General features: G+C 66.3%; 14 protein-coding genes. 7 read left to right on the top strand and 7 right to left on the bottom strand.

The window, feature by feature from the left end; all coding sequences use genetic code 11:
- The 3 genes from DB30_RS09460 to DB30_RS09450 form a co-directional block, all read left to right on the top strand.
- Positions 1 to 1,591: RHS repeat protein (locus DB30_RS09460; protein ID WP_146658369.1), on the top strand; the 1,591-nt coding region annotated here is incomplete at its 5' end.
- A gap of 145 nt (positions 1,592 to 1,736) precedes the next feature.
- Positions 1,737 to 1,946: a hypothetical protein gene (locus tag DB30_RS09455; protein WP_146658368.1), complete on the top strand. Its 210-nt coding sequence runs from the start codon at positions 1,737 to 1,739 to the stop codon at positions 1,944 to 1,946.
- Positions 1,947 to 1,948: 2 nt separating this feature from the next.
- Positions 1,949 to 2,230, top strand: a complete 282-nt coding sequence (locus tag DB30_RS09450) for a hypothetical protein (protein ID WP_052548027.1) — start codon at positions 1,949 to 1,951, stop codon at positions 2,228 to 2,230.
- 223 nt (positions 2,231 to 2,453) lie between these two features.
- On the opposite strand, the gene DB30_RS09445 is transcribed toward DB30_RS09450, so the two are convergent.
- Complete coding sequence (locus tag DB30_RS09445) at positions 2,454 to 3,410, bottom strand: exopolyphosphatase (protein ID WP_205632947.1); 957 nt, start codon at positions 3,408 to 3,410, stop codon at positions 2,454 to 2,456.
- Positions 3,411 to 3,636: 226 nt separating this feature from the next.
- Between DB30_RS09445 and yjgA the strand changes: the two genes are divergently transcribed.
- The gene (gene yjgA, locus DB30_RS09440) at positions 3,637 to 4,164 is read left to right on the top strand and encodes a ribosome biogenesis factor YjgA (RefSeq protein WP_052548023.1); all 528 of its coding nucleotides are present in this window, start codon (positions 3,637 to 3,639) and stop codon (positions 4,162 to 4,164) included.
- Between the two features lie 5 nt (positions 4,165 to 4,169).
- Here the strand turns inward: yjgA and DB30_RS09435 are convergent, their stop codons facing one another.
- The 6 genes from DB30_RS09435 to DB30_RS09410 all read right to left on the bottom strand — a co-directional run bounded on the left by DB30_RS09435 (position 4,170) and on the right by DB30_RS09410 (position 14,493).
- On the bottom strand, positions 4,170 to 5,450 hold the full coding sequence (locus DB30_RS09435; RefSeq protein WP_052548021.1) for a DUF1501 domain-containing protein: 1,281 nt from the start codon (positions 5,448 to 5,450) through the stop codon (positions 4,170 to 4,172).
- 19 nt (positions 5,451 to 5,469) lie between these two features.
- Entirely contained in the window at positions 5,470 to 7,773 is a 2,304-nt protein-coding gene (locus tag DB30_RS09430; RefSeq protein ID WP_052548018.1) for a DUF1588 domain-containing protein, read from the bottom strand.
- Positions 7,774 to 7,843: 70 nt separating this feature from the next.
- Positions 7,844 to 9,016, bottom strand: a complete 1,173-nt coding sequence (locus tag DB30_RS09425; RefSeq protein WP_052548017.1) for a hypothetical protein — start codon at positions 9,014 to 9,016, stop codon at positions 7,844 to 7,846.
- A gap of 403 nt (positions 9,017 to 9,419) precedes the next feature.
- On the bottom strand, positions 9,420 to 10,697 hold the full coding sequence (locus DB30_RS09420; RefSeq protein WP_052548015.1) for an alpha/beta hydrolase family protein: 1,278 nt from the start codon (positions 10,695 to 10,697) through the stop codon (positions 9,420 to 9,422).
- 218 nt (positions 10,698 to 10,915) lie between these two features.
- A complete protein-coding gene (locus DB30_RS09415; protein ID WP_146658365.1) occupies positions 10,916 to 12,394 on the bottom strand; it encodes a sigma-70 family RNA polymerase sigma factor in 1,479 nt (492 codons plus the stop codon).
- 62 nt (positions 12,395 to 12,456) lie between these two features.
- Entirely contained in the window at positions 12,457 to 14,493 is a 2,037-nt protein-coding gene (locus tag DB30_RS09410; RefSeq protein ID WP_052548011.1) for a D-alanine--D-alanine ligase family protein, read from the bottom strand.
- A gap of 79 nt (positions 14,494 to 14,572) precedes the next feature.
- Here DB30_RS09410 and DB30_RS09405 point away from each other — a divergent pair, with 79 nt between their 5' ends.
- The 3 genes from DB30_RS09405 to DB30_RS09395 all read left to right on the top strand — a co-directional run bounded on the left by DB30_RS09405 (position 14,573) and on the right by DB30_RS09395 (position 17,492).
- Positions 14,573 to 15,682: a DmpA family aminopeptidase gene (locus tag DB30_RS09405; RefSeq protein ID WP_052548009.1), complete on the top strand. Its 1,110-nt coding sequence runs from the start codon at positions 14,573 to 14,575 to the stop codon at positions 15,680 to 15,682.
- 36 nt (positions 15,683 to 15,718) lie between these two features.
- Entirely contained in the window at positions 15,719 to 16,873 is a 1,155-nt protein-coding gene (locus DB30_RS09400; RefSeq protein WP_052548007.1) for an NHL repeat-containing protein, read from the top strand.
- 145 nt (positions 16,874 to 17,018) lie between these two features.
- Positions 17,019 to 17,492: a response regulator transcription factor gene (locus DB30_RS09395; RefSeq protein WP_052548005.1), complete on the top strand. Its 474-nt coding sequence runs from the start codon at positions 17,019 to 17,021 to the stop codon at positions 17,490 to 17,492.
- Positions 17,493 to 17,604 lie beyond the last annotated feature (112 nt).

Genomic DNA, 17,604 nt, shown 5'->3' with positions numbered 1-17,604 from the left:
GGTCGCCAGCGAGCACGTCGAGCTCGGCGGCGAGGTGATCGACAGCCGCACCTACAACTTCGACGAGGCCGACAACAAGCAGTCCGAGCACAACCTGGGGAGCGCCCAGGTCAGCGGATCTCGATCGATGACCCACGACTCGCTCGGTCGCATGGTCGGCAGCGAGGTCGCCGGTAGCGTCGCCACGGACCGCACGGTCAGCTACGAGCTCGACGGCGCGGGCAACCGAGCGACCGTCACCGGAGCCACCTGCGCGGGGACCTACAGCCTCGACGCAGCAAGCAACCAGTACACGCACACGCCGTGCGAAGACTGGGCGCACGACAACGCAGGTAACCTCGTCGAGACCCGCGCGACCGCCAACCCCGGTGCTGACCGCGAGCTCGAGTATGACCACCGCGGACGCCTGGTCGGGGTCGTGCTCCACGCTGGCGAGCCCGAGCACACCGACGTGCGCTTCGCCTACGACGCGCTCGGCCGCAAGATCCGCGCGACCTGGTCGCACAGCGACGCGACGTTCACCGAGCACTATGTCTACGACGACTGGAACGTGATCGAGGAATACACCAACGACGACGCGAGCCCCAGCGCCACCTACCTCTACGGCAACGGCCTCGACGACCGCTTGCAGATGATCCGCGGCAACTCCTGGTGGTACTACGACGACGAGAGCGGCTCGACGACCGCGCTGGCCCACAAGCCCACCGTTGGGTCCTTGTGGATCGAGCGCTACGCCTACCAGGACTTCGGTGAACCTAGCTTTTTCTGGGCCGGTGCCCCGGCGCCGGATTCGTACAGCGGCAACCCGTATCTGTTCGCCGGTAGGCGGTGGCTCGCGGAGCTCGGGCTCTACGATCTGCGCACGCGCCACCTCGACCCGATCTCCGGCCGCTTCATCAGCCGCGACAGCCTGGGGATCTGGGCCGACGAGGAGAACCTGGGCAACGGCTACACCTACGTCACCAACGCGCCCGGCAGCGCGACGGATCCGACCGGCGAGGCGAAGAAGCCGAAGATTAAGAACTGCCACGCTGGCGCCAGGGCCGATATCGAAGCGTGGCTCGACGAAGCCGAGCGCATCGGTAAGCTGTCCCGAGACTGGTTCAACGGACAGGCAAATCGCAAACGCAAGCGGCGAAAGGCCGACTGGAACAACTACAAGAACGACGGCCGCGAGTGGTGGGGAAAGCACGACAACACCCGGTTTCACAGGATCAAGTGGAACTTCCGCAAGATCGTGCGGCGCTGCTCGAAGAACGTGATCACCTTCAAGTGCCGCAGCACGGGCAACTACTGCGGCGTTGGCGACGCGTCAGCATGGACGGCGCATAACTGGCATGCATGGATTCGGTTGTGCAAGAACAACAAGAACGGCATTTTTCGTCCGAGCGGAACGCCAGAATACGACAATCGCAGGAGCGGCGCGATTGTCCTACACGAAGTCGCACACAACATCAACGCGATCGGTCACAGGAGGCTCAAGGGTGAAAAGATGAGGAGCGAGGAACAGGTTCAGCTTCTTGCCGCCACGAAGCCCACCCGTGCGAGCTGGAACGCAGACAACTATGAAGAGTATGGGATGTCCCGATGACCCTCCGCAATCGAGGCTGGCACGTCAACTTTCTCGCCCGAAGGTTGTTTGCGGCGCGAAGTGGCACACCAAGACAATGACACAAACAACACGACCCTCGCATGCGCGACACCGCGTCGCGCTACTAGCCGCTACATTTCTCGCAATGACAACATGGAGTTTGCCAGTAGGTGCGACGTCTTGCCTCTCCGGTGAATTGGTCGACCTGCTCGATCCAGTGGTCATGGTGATCGACGGGCCGGGTGACGCGGTGCAGGAGCAAGATCGCTGGGACAGCTTTGTCCCGACAAGTATTCGGGGCATGCATGAGATGAGTATCGGTCAAGAGGGCTTCGAACTCGAGAGGGTGGAGTAGCGATGATCGAACGACTCACAACTGGTCTGGCCCTGGCGCTCGTGCTGATGATGGGCGCCGCCCATGTCGCCGGCTGCATCGAGAGGTGCGATGACTCGGACTCACTCGAGCCCCTCGAGTCGGGCGAGTACATGATCGTGAATCGCCGCGGCCCGCTCATGGAGGGGTACGAAGATCTCGTGGGCGCCCAACTCATCATCGACCGAGACGCCGAGACCTCCATCATTCGATACACGCGCGACGGAACCACCTACGAAGTACGACACGCATTGGATGCGCCGTGACCCGCACGATCGCGCGGGGCGGAAGCCCAGCCGGGGCCACGATTCAGACGCCATGAGTTGCGGCGACCTAGACCCAGGTCAACAGCTGTCTGAGCGTCCCTGTACTGCTCGGGCTCGTGGGGCAAGGACAACGACACCGTCGTTTGCCACGACTGACGCGGGGCGCGAGGTGCCGCTGGCGCTCCCTCCCCCATCTCAGCCGCGGGTGACGCCTCTGCCGGCCTCAGCCGTCAGCCACGATCCGCGCGATGATCTCGTCGCGGACCTGCTCGGCCTTGTCGTTCTCGATCTGGCACGTGCCCGCTGCACCGTGCCCGCCGCCGCCGTAATCGAGGCACAACCGGCCAACTTGAGTCGCGGACATGCGATTGAGGATCGACTTGCCGATCGCAAATACGGTGTTCTGTTGCTGCCGGCCCCACATCACGTGCATGGAGATGTTGACCTCGGGGTACAGCGCGTAGATCACGAAGCGGTTCCCGGCCCAGATGGTCTCTTCGTTGCGAAGATCCAGGACCACCAGGTTGCCGTGCACCGTCGAGCAGCGCTCGATCTGCTCGCGCTGCTTGGGGACGTGATCCAAGTAGAGCTCAACCCGCTCTTTGACGTCGGGGAGCTCGAGGATCTCGTCCACGGTGTGATCGCGGCAATAGTCGATGAGCTCCATCATGAGCGTGTAGTTGCTGATTCGGAACTCTCGAAACCGACCGAGCCCGGTCCGGGCATCCATGAGGTAATTGAGCAGAACCCAACCGGTGGGCTCGAGGATCTCTTGCTTGGACAGACGGGCAGCGTCGCACTTGTCAACGGCGGCCATCATCTCGTCGGTAATGTTCGGCAGCTTGGCCTTGCCGCCGAAGTAGTCGTAGACGACCCGGGCGGCGCTCATGGCGCCAGCGTCGATGATGTGGTTCTCCCGCTTGCCGCCCACGCGCATGACCTCGCTGGCGTGGTGGTCGAAGCACAGGTGCAGGCCTTCGACGTAGGGCAAGTTGGTGCTGATGTCCCGGTCTGTGACCTCGACCTTGCCGTCCTGCATGTCCTTTGGGTGGACGAACAAGATCTCTTCCGGGTCGATCAGCTCGAGTTCCTTGAGAAGGACTGCGCACACCAGGCCGTCGAAGTCACTGCGGGTAATCAGGCGGTACTTGCTCTTCACGCTCGCTCCGGGAGGTCGCAAGGCCTCAGTGTACGTGAGTGTCGGGCCCATCGGAAGCAAGTGGCGCGATGGGCTCGAGTGCCGCCACTCGGCGGGAAACCGGCCGCTGCTGCGTGTCTAGAGGACTTCGGGATGTCAGGCCCAACCCGAGCGCAAACGGCGCTCTGGCTGCGATCGCGCGAAAAGCTGCCGCTTGGACGCAGGGGACAGCTGTTCTGACGCGTGGCTGATAGAGTCCGCGCCACGGATGTCGGTCGAAGACCAAGATCAAGACGACGAGCGAGCCCCGGTCGCACGCAGCCGCACCGAGCTCAAGGACGCGGCGGTGGCCTACACCGAGCTCGCCGAGCAGCTCGCCAAGGGCAAGCACGCGGCGCTGCCCGATCCGCCCTTCGACGCTGCGATCCGCGAGGCGATCGCGGACGCCCAGCGCATGGTCAAGAGCGCCCGCTCGCGACAGGTCCGCCGGGTTGCGCAGCTGCTGCGGGGCACCGGGCCGATCGAGCAGCTCCGCGAGGCGCTCGAGGGGCGGACGCCGGAGATTGCGGAGCAGCAGGCGCGCCTGCAGGCGAGCGAGGCTTGGCGAACGCGGCTGCGCGAGGAAGGCGATCCAGCGCTCACGGAATTCGTCGAGCGCTACCCGACGGCGGACCGCAGCCAGCTGCGGAAGCTGGTGCGGCAGAGTAACCGTGTGCCGCCCGATGCTCGGTCCCGGCGGGGGGGCACGACGCTGTTTCGATCGATCCTCGCGATCTTGGCGGCCGCGGAGGAGTGACCTGACTACCCCAGCAGGCCGCTGAGCGGCTGCGGGGGGTTCAGGGGGAACATCGCGGCGAAGTCCCCACCGTCGAGCCCCGCGAGCTTGCGCAGCTCGTAGTGGACATGCTGCGGCTCGATCCGAACCCCGCTCTCGCTCAGGTTCAGGCTGCCCGGATCGACCGTCAACGGTTGATGCCGATCCGTGCTGCCGCCGATCACCCGGTTGCCCTGAATGCCCTTGCCCATCAGCATCATGCTGGTGACGGACCAGTGATCCTTGCCGTTGTTGGCGTTGTAGCCAGGCGTGCGGCCAAAATCAGAGCCCACGACCACGACCACGTTGTCTGCGACCTGCTGGGCCTCGGCCTCTTGCCAGATCGCGTCAACGCCCTCGAGCAGCGACGCGAGCCGGGGAATGTGCTGATTGTCGTGATCACCGTGGGTGTCGAAACCACCCACGTTGAGGTTGACGGCGATCGAGATGCCCGCGCGGTAGGCCGCGAGCGCGACCTGAGCCTGGCGGCGCAGCGCGTTGTCGTTGGCCAGCTCCGCCGGCAGGTACTGCTGAAGCAGCTTGAGCTCGTTGGCCCCGTCGGTCGCCGTGAACATCTGGCTCATGGCGATCTGCTCCGCCGGCAGCGTGGCAGTGAGCTCCTGCGTAGCCCGGCGACCGTCGCGGGCGCTCTGGATCAGCTCGCCGGCCTTGACCGAGTGAAACCGATCGTCGGCGTTGTTGGGATCAAAGCGCTCGGGATACGCGATGCGGCCAAGCGCGTTGACGTTGCCGCTGCGGGTCCGCGCGACCAAGCCCGAGGTCTCGTCGTAGCCGCCGAAGCTCAGATACGACATCGGCAGCTCGGGCCCCGAGTTGGCTGCGATCAGCGCCGCGATGCTGGGGAAGCCCTCGATCAGCCGGCCGCTCCAGGTGTGGCGCGAGCCGCTGTCGTGACCGTTGGTCTGCATGTCCAGGCCGTTGATGATCAACAGATCCTGGTAGTACTTCTGGAAGAAGGTGTCGTTGTAGCCAACCGGCGCGTAGTTGATGTTGCCCGCGCTGAGGATGTCCCCCGTGAGGTACATGTTCATGGGATCCACCTCCATCTCGTTTGCGCGCCCCTTGGGGTCGCACATCGAGGTTGGGTCCCAACCACCGCCAGCGTTGACGAAGATCCAAAACGTGCCCTCGTAGGCCCGCGGGGTCTGGGGCTGGCCCGCGACGCCGCCAAGGGTGGCCGCGCTAGAGCCGGGGATGAGCGTGAGGCCAGCGAGGCCTGCCAACTTGAAGAAGTCTCGACGATTCATGGTGTTGGTCCTCCGTGGCTCATTCGTGCAAAAACCGGTAGTCCGAGAGCATGTAGGTCATGACGGCCATCCATGCGCGGATCGTGTAGCTGCTGTCGTTGGTGATCCGCTCGGCGTCGGCGAGCGGCTGGTCGGACCAAAAGTCCCGGGTGGCTTGGCACTGGTTGGGCAGCGCGACCGGGTACTCGCCGAGCGCGAGCCCGCGCTTGCCGTCGCGCCAGACCTCGAGGAACAGCGCGTAGCTGCGGTCGATCTCTGGATCGTCAATCTCGAGCTGCTCGCCGAGCAGACGCCAGTGCAAGTGCTGAATGTTGACGCGGATCGCCTCGGTGACCGCGGGGATCTCGAACCCGTTGTCGTCCTCGGGCTCGAAGCCTGGATCGATGTAGGGGAACAAGTTGCGGACCGCGGCCGGCTTGGTGAAGTCGCGGGCGGTGTTCCAGCACGAGACCTCGTTGGCCATCCGCTCCGCGACGTTGGTCATGATCCCGTTGGGAACGGTCATGCGCTCGACGATCGTGTCGGAGTCGATGCCACCGTAGAAGATCCGGTACTCGTTGAAGTCGAGCAGGTAGGTGGTGCTGTTGACCGAGGATTGCCAGGGGTAGCCGGTCACGGCCTCGACCTTGCGCTCGAGCTGCTCGGGCGACAAGAACCGCGCGGTCCCAACCGGGGCCAGCTCGGCCAGCCGCTGCGCAGCCTCGGGCGAGTTCTGCTGCTCCTCGCTCCAACCCGGGTTGAAGCTCTTGGCCCGGTAATAGGGCGACTTGACGATCTCTTTGATGACGACCTTGAGGTCGAACTCCGACTCGGTGAAGGCGTCGGCGATGCGCTGCAGCTCGTCGTTTTGGGCGTCGAAGGCGACCAGGCGGCCCAGGTAGTCGACCGCGGCGGCGTCGCTTGGCTCGCGCAGCGGCGCGTCGCCGGTCAGGCCCTGAAACACGATGTCGACCTGCGACGCGGCGAAGCGTGGATCCGAGATGATCTGCTCGGCCAGCCAGCGGGTGGCGTCGAGCTTCTCGCCAGCGGGCAGCTCGGCTTCACCGAAGCCAGGCGCGAACATCTCTTGGTACCAGCCCATCTCTGGCGGGCGGTAGCGACCCTGGTCATCCCAGTTTTGCAGGGCGCCCGCGACGGGATCGATGTTGGCGTGGCAGACCGTGCACGCGTCACTCTCGCGCGTGGGGTTGAAGTCCTCGATCGAGGTCGGGTCGATCGGCCGCTCGGCCAGCTTGAGCACGTCGGTCGCCAAGAACAGCTTGAACACCATCCGCGAGCGGTGGCGGTTGCGGTTGGTCGCCGTGGTCGGGAACCGATTGAGCCAGATGTGCGAGGTGAGCACGCCCGAGTGGGGGATCCCGCTGAGCTTGGCTTCAACCCACTCGTTGGTGTCGGTCTGGTCCTTGAAGTTGGCGTTGATGCCGTAGACCTTGGCCGAGTAGGGGTTCACCAGCGTGTAGTCAGCGGTGAGGATCTCGGTGAAGGGCCGATCGTTGCGGACCACGTGGGCGACGAGCTCGAGCGACTCGCGGGCCACGGCTTCGTTGCTGCGACGGCGCGCCAGGTTGCGCTCGCTCTCGTCCTCGATCGCCTCGAACCAGTAGCTGCCGGGGTAGTCCTCGCCGTCGAGCAGGTCGATCGCGTCGACGTTTGGCAGGTAGCGATCCGTCAAGAAGTGATCGTTGTAGAGCTCGACGAGGCGGTCGTAGAACACCTCTTCGGTCATCATGCCGTCGAGCACGAGATCGAGCGCCTCGAGCCCGCCGTTTTGGACCGCGAGCTGCTCTTCGGGGGTTGGCAGCCGGCCGACCAGCGCGAGGCTGGCCTTGCGCAGGGTCTCGACGTCGGTGATCGTCTCGACGTCGGCGAAGTACGCCTGACTGCTGCTGTTGTCGTCAACGCACTCGACCGGGTTCTTGATGCGATCGACGAGCTCGACGAACGCATCGTACTCAGCGCTGCCGCGCTCGATCTGGACGCCGCCGCCGTGCTCGATCGTGTTGGTTGGCTTGACGAGCAGCCACGGCTCGCCCTCGTACTCGAGCTTGGCGAGGCGCTCGACCGTGGCGAGGTTGGCCTCGAGGTAGCCGGTCCAGTCCGAGGACTGCAGCACGAACTGCGAGCTCTTGGCCACGCCGGTCGGGCTGTGACAAGTGATGCACTGTTGGGACATCACCGGCGCCCAGATCTTCTCTTTGAAGAAGTCCTCGTTGGAGACGCACTCCTCCGCTGGCTCGGCCGCGCAGCCAGAAAGGCCGATGCTCCCGAGGACGAGGACGAAGGCCCCGATGGTTCGAAGGTCACGCTGTCGATACCTGGTCATGATCTGTAGCTCCCGAAGATCCCCTAGAAAGTCCCTAATCTGATGTCTTCAATTCACGCGCGCAGATCGGTCACGGACCCGTGTCTCCGTCTCCGTCTCCGTCGCCATCCCCGTCGCCATCGCCGTCCCCGTCGCCCGTGTCGCCATCGCCGTCGCCCGTGTCGCCATCCCCGTCGCCCGTGTCGCCATCCCCGTCGCCGTCGCCGTCGCCGTCTCCGTCTCCGTCGCCGGTCATGGGCACGCACTGGCCCTCGGCATAGACGCACATCTCGTCCATGCCGCAGTCGCCACAGCTGCCGCCGCACGAGTCCGACCCACACGATCGGCCGTCACACTGGGGTACGCAGGCGCACGCGAGCGGGTCATCAACCGGCTGCGCGAAGCCTTCGGCGCACTCGCACTGCGGCTCGCCGTTGTCGACGCAGGTGCCGTTGCCGTCGCACTCTTGCAGGTAGCAGCTGCCCGTGTCGAACTTGAAATAGCCCAGGTTGTAGGCGAGGTCGTCGCCACCCGCGATCACGCCAACGCTGACTGGCGCGTCGATGGCCGGAGCGTGGAGCGGCAGCACGTCAAACGACACGTGGTCGCCCGCGGCGTTGATCGAGGCGGTCAGCACCCCCGCCGCGCAGCCGGTCGTGAGGCTCCCGCCCTCGAGCTGCGCGAGCTTGAAGCCGCAGTGGCCCTTGCCGTTGAGCACGGTCTGCTCGCCGTCAAAGTCCCACGCGGTGATCAGCAGATCCACGCGATGGGTGCCGTCGAGATCGAGCTCGAAGTGGAGGTTGTCGACGAAGTTGCCGCCCGCCTGGCTTGGCGAGGCACCGAGCTCGGGCTCGACCAGCGTGATCGTGGGGGTGCCCGTGCTCGCCAGCGCGACGTCGCCCAGGTACTCGACGTAGGCGACGTTGCCCTCGTAGGCCACCGTCCGCTCGACGGCCGACACCAGCACGCTGGTGTCGGTGCCGCTGCCCGCGACGGTCACGGTCGCCGGCAGGGCCAAGCGCAGATCCGCGGGCTCGATCGTGACGGTGTCGCCAAGCTGCTCGTAGCCAGAGGTGCTGAGCGAGGTCTCGGCCCGCCGCAGGATGATCTCTGTCTCGACCGCCAGCGCGCCCGCGGGGACGTCAACCGTCACGCCGCCACCGCTGACCGACCCGCCCTCGGGCCCGATCAGCGCGCGAGCCAGCTCTGGCTCCTGTTCAGGCGAGCAGGCAATGCCGCCAGCCCAGACAAGCGCGAAGGCCAACGAAGAGACGCACGCAAGGCCAAGGGTCCGGCGGGCGGACCTGGGGGAAGCATCCATGTAGACCGTTTACAGAGTCGAGCGCTGCAAAGTCAAAGCAAAACGTGCGCGGTGGGTTTCGCGGTGTGTTGATCATTTCGCAATTTCCAGCGGGTCAATTGCAGGTGTTTATCCGGCTGTGGTCGGGCACCCCCGCTCGCGATCCTGCGATCCGTGATCGCCGCGTTCGCCCAGATCGTCCCAAACTTGCTCACATACAGTCTGCAAGTGGATCTGTGATGTCGATGCGACGCACGCGACGGACTCGATGCGGGGCATGATAGCCCCGTGAGATGTCCGCCTGCCCCAGATCGCAAATCGCAGCAGGCGGCTGCAACTAGCGTCATTGTGCACACAGCTTTGACGATCAGTGGCGATGCAGATCCACCTCGGGATGCAGGGCGTCGCCGTCGAACACCGCCGTCCACGCCAACTCGCCCAGCACATGCGCGCGCGCGAACGCGAGTAAGTAGGTCGTGAGCACAGGGACCAGCTCGCTCGTCGGCGTGAAGTCGGGGCCACAGCCATCGACCATGTTGTCGGGCTGGAACACCGCGAGCAGCTCGGGGCTGAGATCGTCGCAGACCGTGATGAACGAGTAGTGAGCCCCAAACGGCAGGTCGATCCACACGTCGTCTGGGTTGGCCAAGCCGTCCCAAGCAGGCTGGGCCTGGGTGGCGTCAGGCGTCGTCAGATCCAGCTTGCCGCTCTGCAGCATCGTGGGGATCCCGAGCGCCGCGAGCTCGCCTTCGCCGAGTTCGGGGATCAACGCTGGGGCTTGCGGTGCGATCGCGTCAACTCGGTCGTCGCCAAACCCGCTTGCGAACGCAGCCGCGACCTCTGGATCCTCGAGGTAGGCGCAGGTCTCCCCCGAGCACCCGGCCAACAGCGTCTCGTAGGCGAGCTGGGCCCCGCCCGCTGCGAAGGTGGTGTAGCCGCCAAAGCTGTGGCCGAACAAGAACACCTGCGACAGATCCGTGGCGCCCCCGAGCTCGTCGCCCGCGAACCCACTCCCAGCCTCGTCGAGCACCGCCGAGATGTCCGCGGGTCGGTTGACGGCGATCTCGATCAGCGAGTCAGACTCGCCCGCGAGCGCGTCGAGGGCCGTGTTCCCGACGTGGGCCGGCGACAACATGATCCAGCCGTGCGAGGCGAAGCGCTCGGCGAAGGGATAGGCCAGCAGGGCCTCGCCGCCTGATCCGTGCGAGTAGACGGCGACGGGGAACGGACCGAGCGCGGACACGGGCGGCTGATCGAGCGCGGCCGGGGACGGGATCTCGACGATCCCGGCGACGGCGTAGATCGCAGGTGGGGCCCCGGAGTCGTCGACCGCGGGGTACCAGGCGAGCACCGGGATCGTGCGTGGCTCGGTCGCGCCGGGGGGCGAGTAGGTCAGCTCGAGCTGCTTGTAGCCGACCGCGTAGGGGCCGGGTTGCTCGAGCTCGGCGATCAGCTCGTCGCGACTTGGCGCGGGGTCGCCGTCTCCGTCGCCGTCGCCATCGCCGTCGCCGTCGCCGTCGCCATCTCCGTTCCCGGTGGTCGAGGTGTCGCCGGTCTCGTCGGCGACGCCAGCGGCATCGTCACCGCAGGCGAACGTTGACGCGAGCGCGAGGAGAAGCGTGGCAAAGTGCGGGCGGCTGCGCATGAGCACACGCTATGCGATCGGCCCACCGCAACCAAGCATTTGCGCGGGCTCGCTCGCGCAGATCGACCCAGATGCAGGAGTTGCAGCCAGGCTCGGATGGAATCAGCCCGCCAGCAATTCCAGCATGACATGGAGCGCGCCGATCTGCCTGCGGCCGGCAACGCGCCATGGCACCGGGTTGTGTGGCGGGTCGGGGCGGCGGTGGGTCTGCAACGCGACTACCGCCGATTTGGCTGAACTTGCTCGAGCCCCGCGACCGGTAGCTGGAACTCGTAGCCAAAGCTCGCGCCCGCGAGCTGTGCCGGAAATGCCCAGCGCAGGCTCGCTGCGATGATGCAGTCGACGACCGGCTTGGGTAGATCACTGGCGATCACACGCGCTTGCCCGGCGAGCTGTTCGGGGCCAATCGTCAACACGATCTCGAGAGAGCCAAGGTTGTCCGCGCCAGACTTCCGATCACAAAAGGCGACCTCGGCGTAGTGGGCCCCAATGATCGCGTCAAACATGCGTTGCTGCGTGCGGAGCTGCTCCTCGTCGTCGGTCTCGTCGTCGCGCTGACCCACCCATTGCATCGTCGGCGCGAAGTCAACTTCGATTGCGGTCGGCGGCTTGGCCCCAACGTACGCGTACATCGACTCCGTCAAGCACTCGAGCACCTCGGCGTCATCGACGGTCTCGGCCACCACCTCGACTGACTCGAAGATCGTGCCGACTTCCGGGTCGCCAATGATGCGCGCCGACAGTGAGATCGCCCCGCTCGCGCTCGCGCCGACGTCGTCCATGCATGCGCGGGCCAACAGATGAAAGCCACGCCACGCGTCGGCGCGCAGCTGCTGGTCGGCCAGTGGCCCAGCTGTCCGCTCACGGCTGTCGTGTTCGGGTTTGCTCGCGAGTGACGAGCGGATCTGCGAGCGACGCTGTTCCCATTGTCCTCGGGGGCTGTCGTCGAGGGGCTCGGGCGCGACCGCGCTTGGTGTGATGACGGGCTCGGGCTCGGGCTCGGGCTCGAGTTCGGGCTCGTCGGCGTGCGCGAGCACCCACCACAGGCCAGCGCTGGCCGTGGAAATACCCGCAATCGTGAGGATGATCTTCGTCGTGATGCTCATGTTGATCGCTCCAGTCGCGGTCACCGGGGCTGCGGCGGGTCCGATCAGGACCAGCGCCCACGCGTCGCGCCGACCGTCGTGGCGCTCGTCGAGGCTGGATCGCAGCTGCGCGAGTGAGCGACGCAGACGAGAGCGGACCGTCGCGGCTGGAATGCCGAGCTTGTCGCCGATCTGCGTCGCGTTCTCCTCGTGGAAGAACCGGCGCATGATGATCTTGCGGTCGAGCTCGGGCAGCCGATCGAGCGCGTCGAGCACGCTGCGAAGTACACGGACGCGGTCGAGTTCAGCGTCGAGCTCCGGTCCGGCGGTGGCCGGGTCGGCCTCGCGCTCGCGTCGCTCGCGTCGCTGCCGGCCCCGAGCAACCATGCGGGCCTGGTTGCGAGCGACCGTCGCCAACCACGGTCGCAGCGATCGCTGTTCTGCGCCGGGTTCTGCCCCGGGTTCCGCCTCGGCTCGTGGGGGGCGACGCCAGGCTGACAACAGCGTCGCCTGGACCAGATCGTCCTGGTCACCCGGCTGCGCGAGCGTGCTCGCAAATCGCCGCAGCCACTCGAGCTCGGTGAGGATCGCCGCTTCGCCCTTGTTCATCATGCATCGACGGTATGCCGGCCACCGACGAAGTGTTGCATGCGACTCGAAGCGCTGGCCGCTGACTAGCTGAGCCGCCCGGCGATCGAGCGCTGGCGCTGCTGGTGCCGCAGCCGGCGGAGCGCGGGCGCGAGGATCTCGCCGACCAAGGTCCGATAGTCGATCCCGGCCTTCTCGGCGATCACACACATGTCCGAGAACCCCGGCGACAACCCGGGCAGCGGGTTGCACTCGATGAAGGCCACGCGCCCCTGGGCGTCGAGCCGCAGATCAATGCGGGCGACGTCCCGACAGCCGAGCGCCGTGAACACGCCCTTGGCGACGCGCTCGAGCTCGCGGCCCAGCGCCGGATCGGTCTTCGCCGGGCACTCGAACGCGACCCCCTTGCTCTCGAACTTGCTCTCGAACGAGTAGATCGGCAGCTTGCCCGCCTCGGCCGTGAACAGGATCTCCATCGGCGGCAGCACCCGTGGCCGCCGCTCGCCAAGCAGCGCGACCGTGAACTCGCGGCCGGGCAGGTAGGTCTCGACCAGCATCGCTTGGCCGTAGGTCCCCACCGCGCGCTGGGCCACCTCGCGCAGGCCGGCCTCGTCGACGCACACGCTGCTGTCCAGGATCCCCTTCGAGCTGCCCTCGGCGAGCGGCTTGATGATCACCGGGAAGTTCATGCCCTTGGGCAGCCGCTCCTTGCCGGTGGTCATCACGAACTCGTCGGGGGTCAGGAAGCCCGCCTGGCGCACGACCTTCTTGGCCAGGCTCTTGTCGAGCCCGAGCGAGAGCGCGGTTGGATCCGAGCCGGTGTAGGGGATCCCCAGCAGCTCGAGCAACGCAGGCACCTGGGCCTCGCGGAACCGCCCGGCCGTGCCCTCGGCGACGTTGAACACCACGTCGACGCCAGACGCGGGCAAGATCGCAACGAGCTCGGGGGTTGCCTCGAGATCGACGACCTCGTGCCCGTATGAGGCGATCGCCAGCTTGAGCGCGCTGATCGTCTCGGGGGTGTCGTACTCGGCCTCGACGTCGGCGCCGCCCTCCCCCGTCGTCTGCGTGCGCCGCAGGTTGTAGGCGAGCCCAACCCGGATCTTGGGCCGCCGCTTCTTGCGGGTCATCTTCAGCCCAAACCGCTCGGCGGCGCTCTCGACCACGGTGCCGAGCACGGCCTCGGGGGTCTCGAGGCCAGCGAGCTTGGCCGATTCATAGATCGACGCGCCGGACTCGAGGCTGGGCAGGGCGTTGATCTCGATGAAGTAGAGCTCGCCGGTGTCGGCGAGGCGCAGATCAATGCGCCCAACGTCGCGGCAGCCGAGCGCCCGAAACGCGACCTGGCTCATGCGCATGGCCTCGGCGGTCTGGGCTTCGGTGATCGTCGCCGGCACGTCGACGTGGGTCGCCATGTAGTTGGTGGTCTTGAGCTCGTAGTCGTACAGCTGGTACTTGCGGCCCGCGATCGCTTCGGCGTCCCATCGGTAGCTGGCCGGGGTCAAGACGCCGCCTGTCTGGGCCGAGGCCTTCTCCAAGAACGGCACGACGATGTCGCGGCCCACGATGAACTCTTCGACGAGCAACCCGGTTGGGAACCGCCCGAGCAGATCGAAGGCGAGCCGGCGCAGGCCGGCCAGATCCTCGACGACCGAGTCCACGGTGACGCCCTTGGAGCTGCCCTCGTAGTTGGGCTTGGCGATGACCGGAAACCGCAGCTCGATGCCCTCGAGATCCGACATGCGCTCGACGAAGCGCCAGCGCGGGGTCTTGACGCCGTGCTGCTGGACCAACAGCTTGCTCAGGTGTTTGTCCAGGGTCAGCGCGCAGACCCACGCGTCCGAGCCGGTGAAGGGCAGCGACAAGCGGTCGAACAGCGCCGGGAAGAACGCCTCGCGAAACCGACCGCGCGAGCCCTCCGCGGTGTTGAACACCAGGTCGGGGGCGAGCGCCTCGAGCCGGGCGACGACCCGGGAAGCCGGGCCCGAGACCTCGAGCGGCTCGACCTCGTGACCCAGATTGCGCAGGGCGCGGGTCATCATCTCCACCGTCGCCGGCGTGTCGAATTCTGCCTCTTCCTCGGCGTCGCTGAGTTGGAGGTTGTGGGTGAACGCGATGCGCATGGTGACTTGTACGCCGTACACGCGAAATCGTGAACCGAAATATCTGGACGTCCCGTGGGGAACGCTCTACGAGTCCGCCATGCAACGCAACACAGTCGTCCGTGCGCGCGATTTGGGCATCGCTCCCGGGATTCTGCCGCCGGGCCCGCTCAACGCGATCACCGACGTCGCGGGCGTCCGGGTGGGGCATACGACCGTGATCGAGGGCGACAGCGTGCGCACGGGCGTCACCGCGATCTTGCCCAACGACGGTGACATCTTCATGGATCGAGTGGTCGGCGGCGGGTTCGTGCTCAACGGCGCGGGCGAGATTTCTGGGCTCACGCAGGTCATGGAGTGGGGCCTGATCGAGACCCCGATCCTGCTGACCAACACGCTCAGCGTTGGCGCCGTGTCCGAGGGCTGCGTGCGCTACATGGTCGACCGGCACCCAAGCATCGGCAAGCAGCATGACGTGATCATCCCGGTCGTTGGCGAGTGTGATGATTCGTGGCTCAACGACATCGCGGTCAAGAGCGTCAGCGAGCAGCACGTGCTGCACGCAATTGAGACCGCCAGCGACGGCCCGGTGCTCGAGGGCTGCGTCGGCGGTGGCACCGGGATGATCACCTGCGACTTCAAGGCCGGGATCGGGACCTCGTCGCGCCGCGTGGTGCTCAACGAACTTCAGTACAACCTTGGCGTGCTGGTGATGAGCAACTTTGGCGTGATGAACGAGCTGCGCATGGACGGGATCCCGGTTGGCGCGCTGCTCGAGCCCGACTACGAGGGCATCGCCCGGCGGACCGACAACTACGGCAGCATCATCGTGGTCGTGGCAACCGACGCGCCGCTGTTGCCCGTGCAGTTGCAGCGGGTCTGCAAGCGCGCGGCGCTGGGGGTCGGGCGCGTGGGGTCGTTTGCCGCGCACGGATCCGGGGAGATCATGATCGCGTTCTCGACCGGCAACCGGGTCCCCCGCGAGACCGAGCGGCACCTGGCCCAGGTCAACTTCTTGTTGGACTCGTCGATCAACGCGTTCTACCAGGCCGCCGTCGAGGCCACGGAAGAGGCGATCCTCAATGCGCTGTGCGCTGCCACGGACATGCGCGGGGTCGAGGGGCACTTCTCGCCTTCGCTGCCGCTCGAGCGGGTCAAGCAGATCGTGGACGCCTACAACCGCACGGCCAGCGAGCTGCGCAAGGGATAGCATCCACCCCCGGCGAATGGCGTATGCTCCGCGGCGATGTCGACCCTGTCTTCCGCCCCGCGTCTGCTCGCCATTGGCTCGTGTCTGTTCATCAGCGCCTGCACCGACGATCGCCAGAGCGAAGCCGGCGACAACGCGACCGAGACCGGCGACGGCGATCCAACCGGTGACGGCGACGGCGATCCTGCCGGCGACGTCCCCGAGTTTGGCGAGACCTTCACCGTGATCGGCACCGCGGCGGACGGCCTCGACGCCCCCCGCGACCTCGAGTTTGCCCCCGGCGCGCCCAACCAGCTGTGGACCTACAACACCGCGATCCACGGCACGGTGATCTACTTCGATCCCGGCACCCCGCAGCAGACCTCGGAGATCCGCGTTGACGCGTACGGCCCCCACTTCATGGCCTATGTGTCTTCGGCGGCGTTTGGCGACAACGGTAATTTCGCCAGCTGCCAAGAGTCGCGCAACGAATGGAACGTTGGCCCGCAGGCACCCGATGACTTCATGGGGCCCTCGCTGTGGCCCGGGGACCTCACGATCTTCGCGATGGTCGGCCAGCAGTTTCCGCCCGGCGCGATCGAGGGCAGCCACCTCGACATGCTGCACCAGAGCCCGCTGTGCATGGGCATCGCCCACGACGTCGACAACGTCTATTGGGTGTTCGACGGCATGAACGGCAACATTGTCCGCTACGACTTTCAGTCCGATCACGGGCCCGGGGGCAGCGATCACTCCGACGGGATCATCGACCGCTACATCGACGCCACGGTGACCCGCGTCGCCAACGTCCCCGGCCACATGGAGCTCGACCACGCCACGGGCATGCTCTACATCGCGGACACGGGGGGCGGTCGGATCATGCGGCTCGACACCAGCTCGGGCACCAACACCGGGCCCCTGCCCGGTGAGTGGGACGGCGCCGACTACAGCGGCTGGGAGGGCGCGGACTACCAGGTGATGGTCGACGGGATCGACGAGCCGTCGGGGCTCGCGCTGCGGGGCGGCCGCCTGTTCGTCTCCGAGCATGGAACCGGCGACATCATCGCGTTCGATTTGGTCGATATGGATGGCGGCGAGATCGGCCGAATGAGCACACCCGCCGCCCAGATCATGGGTATTACCTTCGGGCCCGAGGGCAAGCTCTGGTATGTCGACCCAGTCACAAATGAGCTCGTTCGCGTCGATCCATAGTTGGGCCATAGTTGGGCCATAGTTGGGCCATAGTTGGGCCCATAGGTAGCGATTTAGAGCATGTCGCGCGTGCCAAGTGGCACCGTCACAGCGCTGCAGGCGCTACACCAGCAGCGCTTCGCGACTGGGTATCATCGAGGTGATCATGGCCAGCCCACAGTCCACCGGCCCGCGACTGCTCGTCGTCGACGACAACGACGACAACCGCGACATGCTCGCCCGTCGGCTGCAGCGGCGGGGCTACGAAGTCGACACCGCGAGGTCGGGCGCCGACGCTCTGGACGCGATCGATCGCGCGGGCAACCCAGACAACGAGCAAGCTCGCTACGCGCTGGTCCTGCTCGACGTGATGATGCCCGGCGTCAACGGGCTCGAGGTCCTGCAGTACATCCGCCAGCGCTACTCCAAGTCGCAGCTCCCCGTGCTGATGGCGACGGCGCGAAGCGACAGCGACGACGTCGTCGAGGCGCTGCGGCTAGGGGCCAACGACTACATGATCAAGCCGCTCAACTTCACCGAGGTGATCGCCGCCCTCGATGTCGCGCTGAACCAAGACGACGATGACGATCAGGAAGCGCCGCAGCAGCAGGACGAGTCCGGATCGTTCACCGCCGACTGACCCCGCAGGGTCCTGCGCGCGGTCGCGGGACCGCTGCGGGCCGCGGACCGGGGTCAGCGCCCTGTCAAACGGGGGCAGGCCGGCGGCCCGCGGGCTCAAGCGGCACCCGATG

Source organism: Enhygromyxa salina (assembly GCF_000737335.2).
GTDB classification, from domain to species: Bacteria; Myxococcota_A; Polyangia; order Nannocystales; family Nannocystaceae; genus Plesiocystis; species Plesiocystis salina_C.
This window is presented reverse-complemented; position numbering and strand designations above follow the sequence as displayed.